This window comes from Pseudomonas sp. Fl4BN1 (assembly GCF_009908285.1).
GTDB lineage: Bacteria > Pseudomonadota > Gammaproteobacteria > Pseudomonadales > Pseudomonadaceae > Aquipseudomonas.
The window spans coordinates 178,601-193,225 of the sequence record NZ_JAAARM010000002.1; the positions used below are offsets into that span (position 1 = coordinate 178,601).

General features: G+C 59.8%; 14 protein-coding genes. 2 read left to right on the plus strand and 12 right to left on the minus strand.

Translation table 11 applies throughout. From position 1 onward, the window contains the following. Window positions 1-122 precede the first annotated feature (122 nt). From GV818_RS03045 to GV818_RS03055, 3 genes are read right to left on the minus strand one after another with little or no spacing between them, the layout of a single operon-like run. Window positions 123-1,487: an aspartate aminotransferase family protein gene (locus GV818_RS03045; protein ID WP_161753075.1), complete on the minus strand. Its 1,365-nt coding sequence runs from the start codon at window positions 1,485-1,487 to the stop codon at window positions 123-125. 56 nt (window positions 1,488-1,543) lie between these two features. After that, window positions 1,544-2,902, minus strand: a complete 1,359-nt coding sequence (locus GV818_RS03050) for a glutamine synthetase family protein (RefSeq protein WP_161753073.1) — start codon at window positions 2,900-2,902, stop codon at window positions 1,544-1,546. A 38-nt stretch (window positions 2,903-2,940) separates the two neighbouring features. Continuing rightward, window positions 2,941-3,723 carry a gamma-glutamyl-gamma-aminobutyrate hydrolase family protein gene (locus GV818_RS03055; RefSeq protein ID WP_161753071.1) on the minus strand — a complete coding sequence of 261 codons (783 nt, stop codon included), beginning with the start codon at window positions 3,721-3,723 and terminating at the stop codon, window positions 2,941-2,943. 278 nt (window positions 3,724-4,001) lie between these two features. Between GV818_RS03055 and GV818_RS03060 the strand changes: the two genes are divergently transcribed. Further along, complete coding sequence (locus GV818_RS03060; RefSeq protein WP_161753069.1) at window positions 4,002-5,378, plus strand: glutamine synthetase family protein; 1,377 nt, start codon at window positions 4,002-4,004, stop codon at window positions 5,376-5,378. A 111-nt stretch (window positions 5,379-5,489) separates the two neighbouring features. After that, window positions 5,490-6,128 carry a TetR/AcrR family transcriptional regulator gene (locus GV818_RS03065; protein WP_161753067.1) on the plus strand — a complete coding sequence of 213 codons (639 nt, stop codon included), beginning with the start codon at window positions 5,490-5,492 and terminating at the stop codon, window positions 6,126-6,128. 17 nt (window positions 6,129-6,145) lie between these two features. Here the strand turns inward: GV818_RS03065 and coaA are convergent, their stop codons facing one another. From coaA to GV818_RS03110, 9 genes are all read right to left on the minus strand, one after another. Then, window positions 6,146-7,063 (minus strand): type I pantothenate kinase, encoded by a 918-nt coding sequence (gene coaA / locus GV818_RS03070; protein ID WP_161753065.1) that lies wholly within the window; start codon window positions 7,061-7,063, stop codon window positions 6,146-6,148. A 119-nt stretch (window positions 7,064-7,182) separates the two neighbouring features. Next, window positions 7,183-7,398, minus strand: a complete 216-nt coding sequence (locus GV818_RS03075; protein ID WP_007928303.1) for a TOBE domain-containing protein — start codon at window positions 7,396-7,398, stop codon at window positions 7,183-7,185. Between the two features lie 109 nt (window positions 7,399-7,507). Beyond that, on the minus strand, window positions 7,508-8,314 hold the full coding sequence (gene ssuB, locus GV818_RS03080; protein ID WP_161753063.1) for an aliphatic sulfonates ABC transporter ATP-binding protein: 807 nt from the start codon (window positions 8,312-8,314) through the stop codon (window positions 7,508-7,510). Continuing rightward, the gene (ssuC, locus tag GV818_RS03085) at window positions 8,311-9,099 is read right to left on the minus strand and encodes an aliphatic sulfonate ABC transporter permease SsuC (RefSeq protein WP_161775785.1); all 789 of its coding nucleotides are present in this window, start codon (window positions 9,097-9,099) and stop codon (window positions 8,311-8,313) included. The genes ssuB and ssuC overlap by 4 nt, the downstream gene beginning before the upstream one ends. Before the next feature lie 9 nt (window positions 9,100-9,108). Continuing rightward, on the minus strand, window positions 9,109-10,257 hold the full coding sequence (gene ssuD / locus GV818_RS03090) for an FMNH2-dependent alkanesulfonate monooxygenase (protein WP_161753059.1): 1,149 nt from the start codon (window positions 10,255-10,257) through the stop codon (window positions 9,109-9,111). Between the two features lie 24 nt (window positions 10,258-10,281). After that, a complete protein-coding gene (locus tag GV818_RS03095) occupies window positions 10,282-11,247 on the minus strand; it encodes a sulfonate ABC transporter substrate-binding protein (protein WP_161753057.1) in 966 nt (321 codons plus the stop codon). An 89-nt stretch (window positions 11,248-11,336) separates the two neighbouring features. Beyond that, on the minus strand, window positions 11,337-11,930 hold the full coding sequence (ssuE, locus tag GV818_RS03100) for an NADPH-dependent FMN reductase (RefSeq protein ID WP_161753055.1): 594 nt from the start codon (window positions 11,928-11,930) through the stop codon (window positions 11,337-11,339). 321 nt (window positions 11,931-12,251) lie between these two features. Next, on the minus strand, window positions 12,252-12,890 hold the full coding sequence (locus GV818_RS03105) for a peroxiredoxin (protein WP_161753053.1): 639 nt from the start codon (window positions 12,888-12,890) through the stop codon (window positions 12,252-12,254). A gap of 273 nt (window positions 12,891-13,163) precedes the next feature. After that, complete coding sequence (locus tag GV818_RS03110) at window positions 13,164-14,561, minus strand: OprD family porin (protein WP_161753051.1); 1,398 nt, start codon at window positions 14,559-14,561, stop codon at window positions 13,164-13,166. Between the last annotated feature and the right edge of the window lie 64 nt (window positions 14,562-14,625).

Consider the following 14,625-nt stretch of genomic DNA (forward strand, 5'->3'; position numbering starts at 1 on the left):
TGCAAGCCACTAAGAACGGCGGGTAGTCTGGCAAGATCCAAGGCCGGCTTTCAAGGAAAGTCCCGGCCTTTATATCCACTTTGAACGCAATGCCCGCAAGCATCGCGCTCAAAGCCTAGCACTCAGCCCTCGAGTGCATGCAGAGTCAGGTCCAGGCACTTGCGCGCCTTGGCCACCAACTCGTCAATCTCTGCTTCGCTGATCACCAGCGGCGGAGCAATGATCATGGTGTCGCCCACGGCGCGCATGATCAGGCCGTTGTCGAAACAGAACTGCCGGCAAATCATGCCTGCACCACGGCCTGTGTGGCGTGCCCGGGTGGCCTTGTCCTTGACCAGTTCGATCGCCCCCAGTAGACCGACTCCGCGAACCTCACCCACCAACGGGTGGTCACTCAGTTCCCGCAGTCGTTTCTGCAAGTAAGGTGCCGTTTTTTCCTGGACATGCTGGATAATTTTTTCTTCACGCAGGATGCGGATGTTTTCCAGGGCCACAGCCGCCGCCACCGGGTGCCCGGAATAGGTGAAACCGTGGTTGAAATCACCGCCCTCGTTGAGCACCGCCACCACCGCGTCACGTACGACCAGGCCACCCATGGGGATATAGCCGGAGGTCAGGCCCTTGGCGATGGTCATCATGTCCGGCTTGAGGTCGTAGAAATCGCTACCGAACCACTCACCGGTACGACCGAAGCCACAGATCACTTCATCGGCGACGAAGAGAATGTCGTACTTGGCGAGGATTTCCTTGATCCGCGGCCAGTAGCTGTCCGGCGGCACAATGACCCCGCCGGCGCCCTGGATCGGCTCGGCGATAAAGGCCCCGACGTTGTCCACGCCCAGTTCGAGGATCTTTTCTTCGAGTTTGTTGGCCGCCCAGATGCCGAACTCTTCGGGGCTCATGTCACCGCCTTCGCCGAACCAGTAAGGCTGCGGGATGTGGACGATGCCCGGGATCGGCAAGTCGCCCTGCTCGTGCATGTAAGTCATGCCGCCAAGGCTGGCACCGGCCACGGTGGAACCGTGGTAGCCATTGACCCGGCTGATGATGGTTTTCTTGTTCGGCTGGCCCTTGATCGCCCAGTAGTGGCGGACCATGCGCAGCATGGTGTCGTTGCCTTCGGAGCCGGAACCGGTGAAGAACACGTGATTCATGCCTTCTGGTGCGACATCGGCAATCGCTTTGGACAACTCCAGCACCGGCGGGTGGGCCGTCTGGAAAAACAGGTTGTAGTACGGCAGTTCGCGCATCTGCTTGCTGGCGGCCTCGGCCAGTTCATCACGACCGTAGCCGATGGCCACGCACCACAGGCCAGCCATGCCGTCGAGAATCTGATTGCCTTCACTGTCCCAGAGATAAACACCCTTGGCATGGGTGATGATCCGTGGCCCCTTCTCCTTCAATTGTTTGAAGTCACTAAAAGGCGCCAGGTGGTGATCACTGCTGAGGGTTTGCCACTCGCGGGTTTGCGGGTTTTTATGAGTCATCAATGTCTCCTAAGTGTCAGTGAAGGCGCCACTGGCGGGCAGTGGCGCCCGGCGGATCAGACGGCGAACAACAGGAACTCCCGCTCCCACGAACTGATCACGCGCTTGAAGTTTTCATGCTCGGCCCGCTTCACCGCGACATAACCGGTGATGAACTTGTGGCCCAGGTATTTTTCGATGGTCTTGCTGTTTTCCATACGTTCCAGCGCATCCTCGATGGTCAACGGCAGGCGCAGGTTACGGCGCTCGTAGCCACGACCGACCACCGGCGCGCTCGGGTTGTGGCCTTCGACCATGCCGATGTAGCCACACAGCAGGCTGGCAGCAATGGCCAGGTAGGGGTTGGCGTCGGCGCCCGGCAGGCGGTTTTCCACCCGGCGGTTCTGTGGTCCGGCATCCGGCACCCGCAGGCCCACGGTACGGTTCTCCTCACCCCACTCGACGTTCACCGGCGCCGAAGTGTCGGGCAGGAAGCGACGGAACGAGTTGACGTTGGGGGCAAACAGCGGCAGCAGCTCGGGGATGAACTTCTGCAACCCGCCGATATGATTGAGGAACAGCTGGCTCATGGTTCCGTCTTCATTGGAGAAAACATTCTTGCCAGTACTGATCTCAATGATGCTCTGGTGCAGGTGCATGGCGCTGCCAGGCTCGCCGGTCATCGGCTTGGCCATGAAGGTCGCGGCGACGTCGTGCTTGAGCGCGGCTTCACGCATGGTGCGCTTGAACACCAGGATCTGATCAGCCAGGGACAGGGCATCGCCGTGACGGAAGTTGATCTCCATCTGCGCCGTGCCGTCCTCGTGGATCAGGGTGTCGAGGTCCAGCTCCTGCAGCTCGCACCAGTCGTAGACGTCCTCGAACAACGGGTCGAATTCGTTGGCGGCTTCAATGGAGAAGGATTGGCGACCGGTTTCCGGGCGGCCGGAGCGGCCCACCGGCGGTTGCAACGGGTAGTCCGGGTCGTCGCTGCGCTTGGTCAGGTAGAACTCCATCTCCGGCGCCACGATGGGCTGCCAGCCGTGGTCGGCATAGAGCTTGAGGACCTTCTTCAAGACGTTGCGCGGCGACAGCTCGATGGGGTTGCCTTGCTTGTCGTAGGTGTCGTGGATCACCTGGGCGGTGGGCTCGATGGCCCACGGCACGAGGAACACGGCGTTCTGGTCCGGGCGGCAGATCATGTCGATGTCCGCGGGATCCAGCAGGTCGTAATAGATGTCGTCTTCGACATAGTCGCCGGTCACGGTCTGCAGCAGCACGCTCTCGGGCAAACGCATGCCTTTCTCGGCAATGAATTTGTTGGTCGGCGAGATCTTGCCCCGGGTGATACCGGTCAAGTCGCCGATCATGCATTCGACTTCTGTGATCTTGTGGTCTTTCAACCAATCGGTGAGCTGGTCGAGGTTGTTACTCATAAATGCCTCTAGGCTGAGTTTCCTGACTCTTTATTAGGTCAGGCGTTGTTTGACGCATGGGCGTCGCGTTGTGTTGCCCGCTTGCGGCAGGCATCACCAAATGCCCGGAAGATGGCAAGGTAGTGAGGATTGGAGCTTACCTGCCATTCGGGGTGCCATTGCACCCCCAAAGCAAAAGCCTTGCCTCCTTTGATAGAGATCGCCTCTATCAACCCGTCAGGAGCCTGTGCCTCAACCTGCAGGCCCGGCGCCAGACGTTCAACGCCTTGAGCATGAATCGAGTTGACTTGCATCTTTTGCGGCAAGCCCAGGCCCGCCAGTATCCCGCCGGCCTGGATATGCAGCTCGTGAGCGGGCGCGTACCAGGCATCCAGGGGCTGCTCGGGCTGCTCCGCGTGGCGGTGGTCCATGAAAGGCTCCACCTCATGCACGTTCTGATACAGGCTGCCACCGAGGGCCACGTTCATTTCCTGAAAACCGCGACAGATAGCCAGCACCGGAATCCCGGCGGCAACGGCGGCGCTCAGCAGTGGCAACGTGGCAGCGTCCCGTGCAGAATCATGAGCAGTGCCCGCCGCGCTGGCAGGACCCTGATAGTGAAAAGGTTCGATATTGGAAGGGGAGCCCGTAAAGAGAATGCCGTCCAGACCGTCCAGAATATCGGACGGGGAAAGCAGTTCTGCCAGGGAAGGAAGAATCACCGGCACGCCGTGGGCGGCGCTGGCTACTGCCTGGACATACTCGTCGCCACTGATGTGATAGGCATGCAGACCGATCTGCCTGGAGCAGGCGGTGACGCCGATTAACGGCAGGCGAGACATGAAACACCCCGGTATTATTGCTGTTATGGGTTTGATTCGAGCTTAGCCTTGTTCATTTTTTTACACAACACCCCCGTAAAAAATACAACACGGCCCGCTCAAGCCTGCGGCACCCAAGTGACTCGAGGCCCAAAAAACGCCCCGTTTTGCCTCAAAAGGGCCTTGTCGGCCCTTTATTAGGGCATAAAAGGCCTTACTTGACTTCGGCAAGCCGTTCGGGTTGACTGAAACCAGAAAAGATCAATGATTGATATTTTTAACAACAAAGGTGTTGCATCATGTCGGTACCCCCGCGTGCCGTTCAGCTTAATGAAGCGAACGCGTTCCTTAAGGATCATCCTGAGGTTCTGTACGTAGACCTTCTAATTGCGGATATGAATGGTGTGGTGCGCGGCAAGCGCATCGAACGCACCAGCCTCCACAAGGTTTACGAGAAAGGCATCAACCTGCCGGCCTCCCTCTTTGCCCTGGATATCAATGGCTCTACGGTGGAAAGCACCGGCCTGGGCCTGGACATCGGTGATGCTGACCGAATCTGCTATCCAATCCCCGATACCCTGTGCAATGAACCCTGGCAGAAGCGCCCTACCGCGCAACTGTTAATGACCATGCACGAACTGGAAGGCGAACCTTTCTTCGCCGACCCCCGCGAAGTCTTGCGTCAAGTCGTGACCAAGTTCGACGATCTCGGCCTGACCATCTGCGCAGCGTTCGAGCTGGAGTTCTACCTGATCGACCAGGAGAACGTGAACGGTCGCCCACAACCTCCGCGCTCGCCGATCTCCGGCAAGCGTCCGCACTCGACACAGGTCTACCTGATCGACGACCTCGACGAATATGTCGACTGCCTCCAGGACATTCTGGAAGGTGCGAAAGAGCAAGGCATCCCGGCTGACGCCATCGTCAAGGAAAGTGCTCCGGCGCAGTTCGAAGTGAACCTGCACCACGTTGCCGACCCGATCAAGGCCTGCGACTACGCGGTACTGCTCAAGCGTCTGATCAAGAACATCGCCTACGACCATGAGATGGACACCACCTTCATGGCCAAGCCTTACCCTGGCCAGGCGGGTAACGGTCTGCACGTCCACATCTCGATTCTCGACAAAGACGGCAAAAACATTTTTGCCAGTGAGGATCCCGAGCAGAACGCCGCACTGCGTCACGCGATCGGCGGTGTGCTCGAGACCCTACCGGCGCAGATGGCCTTCCTCTGCCCGAACGTCAACTCCTACCGTCGTTTCGGCGCGCAGTTCTATGTACCCAATTCGCCGAGCTGGGGCCTGGACAACCGCACCGTAGCCCTGCGCGTACCGACCGGCTCTGCCGACGCGGTCCGCCTGGAGCACCGGGTAGCCGGCGCCGACGCCAACCCTTACCTGCTGATGGCTTCGGTCCTGGCGGGTGTGCACCACGGTCTGACCAACAAGATCGAACCCGGTGCTCCGGTGGAAGGCAACTCCTACGAGCAGAACGAGCAGAGCCTGCCGAACAACCTGCGCGATGCACTGCGCGAGTTGGACGACAGCGAAGTCATGGCCAAGTACATCGACCCGAAATACATCGATATCTTCGTCGCCTGTAAAGAGAGCGAGCTGGAGGAGTTCGAACACTCCATCTCCGACCTCGAGTACAACTGGTACCTGCACACCGTTTAAACGGTTGCTGTAGAAAACAACGCCGCGGGGCTCAACAGCCCGCGGCGTTTTTTTGCGCCGGTGATCCGTAACCGCTGACGTACAATGCCCGCTGCCCTGTAGGAGACACCGATGACGCGCACTGCCCCTCTTCGCAAACCCCGTGCACGCAGCCAGGCCCGGATCGACTCGATACTCGAGGCCGCACGGACCCTGCTGGCGGCCGAGGGCGTGGCCAGCCTGTCGATCTACAGCGTGGCTGAAAGAGCACAGATTCCACCGTCGTCGGTCTATCACTTCTTCGCCAGCGTCCCGGCCCTGCTGGAAGCCCTTACCGCCGACGTCCACGCCGGGTTCCGCGCCTGCCTGCAAGCACCGATCGACCATGACCAACTCAACAGCTGGCGCGATCTGTCACGCCTGGTGGAACAACGCATGCTCGTCATCTACGACGCGGATGCAGCGGCCCGCCAGCTGATTCTCGCGCAGCACGGCCTGACCGAAGTGACTCAGGCCGATCGCCAGCACGACATCGAACTCGGCGACCTGATGCACAAGCTGTTCAATCACCACTTCGAACTGCCGACGCTGCCCCAGGACGTGGATGTATTCGCCCTGGCCATGGAGTTGGGAGATCGGGTGTACGCGCGCTCGGTACAACAGCATGGGCAGATCACCCCGCGCATGGCAGAAGAAGGCATGCGCGTATTCGATGCCTACCTGGGTCTCTATCTACCGCCCTACCTGCCCAAGCGCCCAGCATCGCGCTGAGAACAGCGCCAGCCCGCTCATACTTGCCGCAGCAGCAGCCTGTCGATGTGATGGTCCGCCGATTTATGGATGATCAGGTTGGCCCTTTCTCGGGTCGGCAGGATGTTTTCGACAAGGTTCTTCAAGTTGACCCGATCCCAGGTAGCAGACGCCATTGACAGCGCTTCGGGATCGGAGAGCCCTTTGTACTTGTTGAAGTAAGAGTCTGCCGACTGGAAGGCGGTGTTCTTCAAGTAGACAAATCGCTCCAGATACCAGGTCTTGATCGTCTCCGGCGATGCATCGACATAGATGGAGAAGTCGATGAAGTCCAGCGCGTTCAAGCCTTGCCCCTGTTCCCCCTGCAACACATTCAGGCCTTCCAGGATGATGATATCCGGCGCCTCTACCGACTGCGCTTCATCGGCCAGGATGTCGTAGCGAACATGGGAGTAGACCGGAATCTGCGCGGCTTTGCCGTTCTTGCACACGGCCTGCAGGAAATCCACAAACAGCGGCTCGTCGTAGGACTCGGGAAACCCCTTGCGGTGCAAAATATTCTTTGCCTCAAGGGTCGCCAAAGGAAACAGAAACGAATCCGTGGTCACCAGGTGCACATTGGGTTTTCCCGGCCAATAGGCCAACAGAGCCGCCAAGACCCTGGCAAAACTGCTTTTGCCCACTGCCACGCTGCCCGAGACGCCAATCACATAAGGGGCCTTGAAGCCTGCCTGCGGCTCCTTGAGCGGCTGCACCTGTGCCGCATGCAAATGCAGCAGGCGCGACAGCGGGAGCAGAATCTGCCTCACCTCCTCGGACGCCATGGGCTGGGTCGGACTGGTCAGCGTGTCCATCTCGGACGGTGACAGGCTCATGGGCTCCCCGGCCCGCAAAGCAGACCAATGGTCGCGATCGAACTCCAGATACCCTACGTTTGGACCCTGCTCTGTTGTCATGTCAGTACTGTTCAGGCCTTGCCGAAAGCAGGGAAAGTATCAAATCTGACCGTTATTTACAGCGCCCATGAAAAAGCCCCGAAGGACTCGCACCCTTCGAGGCTGTTGTGTAGCACCGCTCACAGCTTGGCGATCGACACCTCGGTGGACTTTACAAAGGCGATCACTTCGCTACCGATCGCCAACTCCAACTCCCTGACCGAACGGGTGGTGATCACCGAAGTGACAATCCCGGAGGCGGTTTGCACGTCGATTTCCGACAGCACATCACCTTCGACGATTTCCTTGATGGTGCCCTTGAACTGATTACGTACGTTGATGGCTTTAATGGTCATGATATTTCTCCTGGGGGATCGAAATGAGCTGCAAGCTTCAAGCGACAAGTAGCAAGCCGGAGCGCTCGGTTCCTTCTTGCCACTTATCGCTGAACACTTGCCGCTGCTCTTACAGCGCCCACCGCAACTGGGTGGGCAAGGGTGAAACAGGTTCCGGTTCCGGCGGCGAGCCAGGCAGTGACAACACACGATTGAGGACTTCAGTCTCCAGCGCCGCCAAGCGATGGGAACCCCGTACCCGCGGACGCGGCAATTCAACATGCAGATCGAGACCGACCTCGCCGTCCTCGATCAGGATCACCCGATCGGCAATCGCCACGGCTTCACTGACATCGTGGGTCACCAGCAATACGGTGAAGCCATGCTGCTGCCACAGACGCTCGATCAACTGCTGCATCTCGATCCGGGTCAGGGCATCCAGCGCCCCCAGCGGCTCGTCCAGCAGCAACAATCGCGGCTGGTGAATCAAGGCCCGGGCCAGGGCTACGCGCTGTTTCTGGCCACCGGACAAAGCGGCTGGCCATTCATTGGCGCGATCTGCCAGGCCCACTGCCTCTAGAGCTTCCAGGGCTTGTGGCCGCCAGTTGCCCTTGAGTCCAAGCCCAACGTTGTCGATGACTTTTTTCCAGGGCAGCAAACGCGCCTCCTGGAACATCAGCCGGGTATCTTCAATGGCCGCGCTCAACGGCGCGGAACCCGCCAGCAACTCACCGCCCGTGGGTTGATCGAGACCGGCCAGCAGGCGCAGCAAAGTGCTTTTGCCGCAACCGCTGCGACCGACCACCGCAACGAACTGGCCGGCAGGAATATGCAGATCGACTTCCCGCAGCACCTGCCGCGAACCGAAGGTCTTGTGCAATTTGTGTACGGCTAGGGGAATACCCCGCAACAGCCGTGGGGGTTGTTGAGCCGTCATTGGGCACCGCCTTTGGCCACTTGGTAGGCCGGATGCCAGCGCAGCCAGAGCCTTTCCAGGCCACGCGCCGCCAGATCCGCCAGCTTGCCAAGCACCGCGTACATGACGATGGCCAGCACCACCACATCGGTCTGCAGGAACTCCCGAGCATTCATTGCCAGGTAACCGATACCGGAACTGGCGGAAATGGTTTCGGCGACGATCAGGGTCAGCCACATGAAGCCCAGGGCAAAACGTACCCCCACCAGGATCGACGGCAGGGCCCCCGGCAGGATCACCTGGCGGAACAGCGCGAAGCCAGACAGGCCGTAGCTGCGAGCCATCTCCACCAGCGCCGGATCGACGTTGCGAATGCCGTGATACGTGTTGAGGTAGATCGGAAACAGGGTGCCCAGGGCCACCAGGAAGATCTTCGCCGACTCATCGATACCGAACCACAGGATCACCAGGGGAATCAGTGCCAGATGCGGTACGTTGCGGATCATCTGCACCGAGCTGTCGAGCAAGCGCTCGCCCCATTTCGACAAACCGGTGATGAAGCCCAGCGCCAGGCCGATGCCGCCGCCGATGAAAAAACCCAGCCCCGCACGCCAGCCGCTGATCGCCAGATGGGTCCAGATATCACCGCTGCGTACCAGGCTGACCCCGGCTTCGATCACTGCGCTGGGGGCCGGCAGAATGCGGGTCGAGAGCCAACCCGCCGACACCGACAGTTGCCACACCGCGAGCAACAGCAACGGCAGCCCCCAGGGCGCCAGCCGATGCACTATGCGTTGTCCATTCATGGCCGCACCTCAGCTCTGGGACGCGGCTTTGGGGATGATGTCATTGGCCACCATTTCCCCGAACGGGCTGACATAACCTGCAGCTTCAGGCAGCTTGGGGCGCTCGATATCCAGGTGCGGGAACAGCAGCTCGGCCACCCGGTAGGACTCTTCCAGGTGTGGATAACCGGAGAAGATGAAGGTGTCGATGCCCAGGTCCGCGTACTCCTTCATCCGCGCCGCCACGGTAGGACCGTCGCCCACCAGGGCGGTGCCGGCACCACCGCGCACCAGGCCGACTCCGGCCCAGAGGTTGGGGCTCACTTCCAGCTGGTCGCGACGCCCGCCATGCAGCGCTGCCATGCGCTGCTGGCCCACGGAATCGAAGCGTGCCAGGGAAGCCTGGGCCCGGGCGATGGTGTCGTCGTCCAGATGGGAAATCAGACGCTCGGCGGCTTGCCAGGCCTCGGCATTGGTTTCCCGGACAATCACGTGCAGGCGGATGCCAAAACGCACGGTGCGCCCGAGCTTGGCGGCCTTGTCCCGCACTTGCTGGATTTTCTCGGCCACGGCGGCCGGTGGCTCGCCCCAGGTCAGGACCATCTCCACCTGCTCGGCGGCCAGGTCCTGGGCGGCTTCCGAAGAACCGCCGAAGTACAGCGGCGGACGCGGTTGCTGCAGCGGCGGATAGAGCAGCTTGGCGCCCTTCACACTGATGTGCTGGCCGTCGTAGTCCACCGTTTCGCCTTCCAGTACCCGCCGCCAGATACGGGTGAACTCCACCGAGGCCTGATAACGCTCTTCATGGTCGAGGAACAGGCCATCGCCGGCCAGTTCGTCCGGATCGCCACCGGTCACCAGGTTGAACAGCGCCCGGCCACCGGACAACCGATCCAGGGTTGCCGCCTGACGCGCCGCCACCGTCGGGGAAATGATCCCGGGGCGCAGGGCTACCAGGAACTTCAGACGCTGAGTCACCGGAATCAGCGAGGCCGCCACCAACCAGGAATCCTCGCAGGAACGCCCGGTGGGAATCAGCACCCCGCCAAAGCCAAGGCGGTCGGCGGCCTGGGCGATCTGCTGCAGGTACGCATGATCCACGGCGCGAGCGCCCTCAGCGGTACCAAGGTAATGGCCGTCGCCGTGGGTGGGCAGGAACCAGAAGATGTTGAGGCTCATGGAGTTGTCTCCTAAGGGGTCGAATTACGGCGCTTTGGCCACGGCGGCGGTGGGCGTCCAGATCACGTCTTTGATGCTCAGCGGCTTGGGAATCAGCTTGAGCTGATAGAAGCTGTCGGCGATTTTCTGCTGCGCGGCGATCACTTCCGGGGTCAAGAAGGCCGCACCGTAGCCCTGGCGCTTCACCGAGGTCAGAGTGATTTCAGTAGACAGACCCAGCAGCGGTGCCACCTGCTGGGTGACCTCCTGCGGGTTGGCCTTGGACCACTCGCCCACGGCCCGCACTTCTTCCACCAGGGCCTTGATCACCTCAGGGTGCTGCTGTGCGTAGGGTTTGGTCGCCAGGTAGAACTGGTGGTTGTCGACGATGCCGCTGCCGTCACGCAGGGTGCGTGCCTGCAGTTGCTGCTCGGCTGCCGCCTGGTAGGGGTCCCAGATCACCCAGGCATCGACGCTGCCACGCTCGAACGCCGCACGGGCATCGGCCGGGGGCAGGAACACAGTCTGGATATCGCTGTACTTGAGGCCGGCATCTTCCAGGGCGCGGACCAGCAGGTAATGCACGTTGGAGCCCTTGTTCAGCACCACCTTCTTGCCCTTGAGGTCCTGCACCGAGTTGATCGGCGAGTCCTTGGGCACCAGGATCGCTTCGCTGTGGGGAGCTGGCGGCTCATAGGCCACGTAGAGCAGATCGGCACCGGCAGCCTGGGCGAATACCGGTGGGGTTTCGCCGGTCACGCCGAAGTCGATGGAGCCGACGTTGAGCCCCTCTAGCAACTGTGGGCCACCTGGGAACTCGGTCCACTGCACGTCCACGCCCTGCTGTGCCAGGCGTTTCTCCAGGGAGCCCTTGGCCTTGAGCAGCACCAGGGTGCCGTATTTCTGATAACCGATACGCAGGGTTTCGGCTTGAGCTTGAACAATGACGCCGAAGGACACAGCCGCAGCAAACAGAGCGACCAGACCGCGACGCAAAATGACAGGGCGCATGGCGCTCTCCTTTTTGCTGTGGGGTTGTGGCTGCACCTGCTTGCCCGTTGGCGGGCGAGTAAGGCCAGTACTTCAATCAGGGATGTGGCTCAAATGCTCCAGCGAGCACTCAACAAACGTTCATTCAGCAGATGAGGGTCCAGGGGCTTGGGACGACGCGCCATGGCACTGTGAAACTCCTCGAGGGCTTCCTTCAAGCGCTGCTCCAGAGCCTTGGCCAACTGCGGCTGGACACTGCCTTCGCCGTAGGCGATCTGGCTGTCCTCGGCAAAGATGCCTTGCAGCATTTCCTGGGCCTTGAGGGCAGAGAGTACCGGTTTCAGGGCGTAGTCCACCGCCAACATATGGGCGATGCTGCCGCCGGTGGCCATTGGCAGCACCACCTTGTGGCTCAGGGCGCGCTCCGGCAGCAGGTCAAGCAGGGTTTTCAGGGCCCCGGAGAACGATGCCTTGTACACCGGAGTAGCGATCAACAGGCCGTCGGCCTGTTCGATCTGTTGCAGCAGGTCGATGACCTTGGGGCTGTCGAAGCGGGCGTGGAGCAGATCTTCTGCCGGGAAGTCCCGTATCTGGTAACTGACCACTTCCACGCCTTGCTGCTGTAACCAGCGCTTGGCCAAGTCCAGCAGCACTCCGGAACGGGAGCGTTGGCTGGGACTGCCACCGAGAGAGACCACCAGCATGCAGGGATTCCTTGAACGAAATAAAGCGATTCGCGGGATGCGATCTCGCCGGACTGGACAGACCTTAACAGCCTATTTTTATATCCATAAATCTTATTTATTCATTTGTTTATTCCATATATGAATATGCAATATCTAAACTGCCAGGCAAAAAAATAGGCCGTCGAAACGGCCCAAAACCCCTGCTTTATGGATCGATCAGCCCCAACGCTGTAAGTGCAGCCAGACGGCGCTCCGCTTGCCTGCGAAGAGGCCCTTGAACCTTGCTTCAGCTCACGTCCGCCCTCGCCGGCAAAACGGCTACTACAAAAGCATCAGGCGTTAACGATTGGGCTGCGGAGTCAGGCGCAGGTAAGGCTTCACTGCGCGATAGCCTTTGGGAAACCGGCGCTTGATCTCTTCCTCGTCCTTGAGCGACGGCACGATGACCACCTCGTCACCGTCCTGCCAGTTGGCCGGAGTGGCCACCTTGTAGTTGTCGGTGAGTTGCAGCGAGTCGATCACCCGGAGGATTTCATGGAAGTTACGCCCCGTACTGGCCGGGTAGGTAATGGTCAGGCGAATTTTCTTGTTCGGGTCAATGACGAACAGCGAGCGCACTGTCAGGGTGTCGTTGGCATTGGGATGGATCAGATCATAGAGGTCCGACACCTTGCGATCGGCGTCTGCCAGGATCGGAAAATTGACGATGGTGTGCTGGGTCTCGTTGATGTCCTCGATCCACCGGTGATGGGAATCCACCGGGTCCACCGACAGGGCAATGGCTTTCACCCCACGCTGGGCAAATTCATCCTTGAGTTTGGCGGTGAAACCCAGCTCGGTGGTGCACACCGGAGTGAAGTCCGCCGGATGGGAAAACAGCACGCCCCAGCTGTCACCCAACCACTCGTGGAAACGAATCTTGCCGGCACTGGAATCCTGTTCGAAGTCGGGGGCGATATCGCCCAGTCTGAGGCTCATGAGTGCTGCTCCTGTGAGTGCTTGATGGAGCTACTCTGCCTGCAGCGAAGAATATTTAAAAAGAATAAATATCGATTTATCAAGAACCAAAAGGAATATTAAAAATCTCTTCACTGGACTCACAGACATAGCAAGACCACCCTTCCCAACAAGGTTCGAGAAGGCCTTGAGTCGCTGTAAAAAAGAGGGGGATTCAGGAAGGGCTCACGGGGGTGGGCCTGACTTGAAGCAATACCTCGCCCGGCATTGCGCCGGGCGAGGCTTCAACTGAAATTACTTCAGCGGGATCGAGTAGCTGACGATCAGACGGTTTTCGTCCTGGTCGCGCTGGCCCGGAATGTCGTTACGCCACATGGCGTTTTTCCAGGTCAGACCCAGGTTCTTCAGCGGACCTTGCGGAACCACGTAGGACAGGGTCAGGTCGCGTTCCCACTCGGTGCCGCCAGTACCCAGAGTCGGGTTCTTGTCAGCGCCGATCTTACCGGCGGTGTTGATGTTATTGCCACGCAGGTAAATGATGCCGGCGGTCAGGCCAGGCACGCCGACCTTGGCGAAGTCATAAGCGTAGCGAGCTTGCCAGGTACGCTCGCCGGCACGGGCGAACTTCTGGATCTGCATGTCGGTGATGGTGCTGTTGGACGAACCGTCACCCTGGTTCAGCCAAGGGAAGTCACTGTCACCGTTGCTGTACTGATAGCCGCCACCGAAGGTGTGACCTTCAACCGAGTACAGAGCCAGGTAGCTGTACAGGTTGTTGTCGACCTTGCCCTTGGTAATGGTCGACAGGCCGTTGTCCGGGTAGTAGCCGCTGGTGTAGTAGGCAGCGGTATCGCCATTGGAGCCGTTGTCGCGGCTACGGTAGTAGCGCAGGTCGCTCTTCAGCACGCCAGGACCGATGGACCAGTTATGCACCAGGCCCAGGAAGTTCTGCGAGTAGAAGTCTTTCAGCTCACCGTAGTAGTACGAAGCGGTCAGGTCCTTGGTGATCTTGTAGTCAGCACCACCGTAGTAGAACTTGTTGCTGAACTTGCCGGCATCGTAGTTGGAGCTGGCGTTGGCACCGGCGATCGACAGACCTTCGTTGTTGCTCGAGTTACGCCCTTTGGCGTGTTCGATCTGGCCAGCGGTCAGGGTCAGGTCCTTGATCTCGTTCGAAGTGATCTGGCCACCCTGGAAGGTTTGTGGCAACAGACGACCGTCGTTGTACTTGATCACCGGGTTGTTCGGCTGCAAGGTACCGATCTTCAGCTCGGTCTGGGAAACCTTGACCTTGCCGGTCAGGCCCAGGCTGGAATAATCGTTCACCGCTAGAGCGTTTTTGCCGCTGGAGGAGTGAGTCGGGAAAATGGTGCCACCGGAAGACGTGGTGGTCGCGCCATTGGTGCCGCCGCCGGAGTCCAGGCGTACGCCCAGCAAACCGATTGCGTCCAGGCCGAAACCTACAGTGCCTTCGGTGTAGCCAGAGGTGAAGTTGAAGATGAAGCCTTGGCCCCACTCTTCCTGCTTGTTCTGGGCTTTTGCGGCTTTGGTGTTGCTGTCGCGGTTATCGGTATTGATATAGAAGTTACGCAGCCCCAAGGTGGCCTTGCTGTCTTCGATAAAACCAGCGGCGCCTGCCTGCTGCGCCAAAACCCCTACGGCCACAGCCAGGGCCAAGGTGGACTTGTTCATGTTTCGCTCCTCTCGTTTCTAATTCTTGTGGTTCCTGGCCCCGGATCGAACGCCCGGTTGCCAC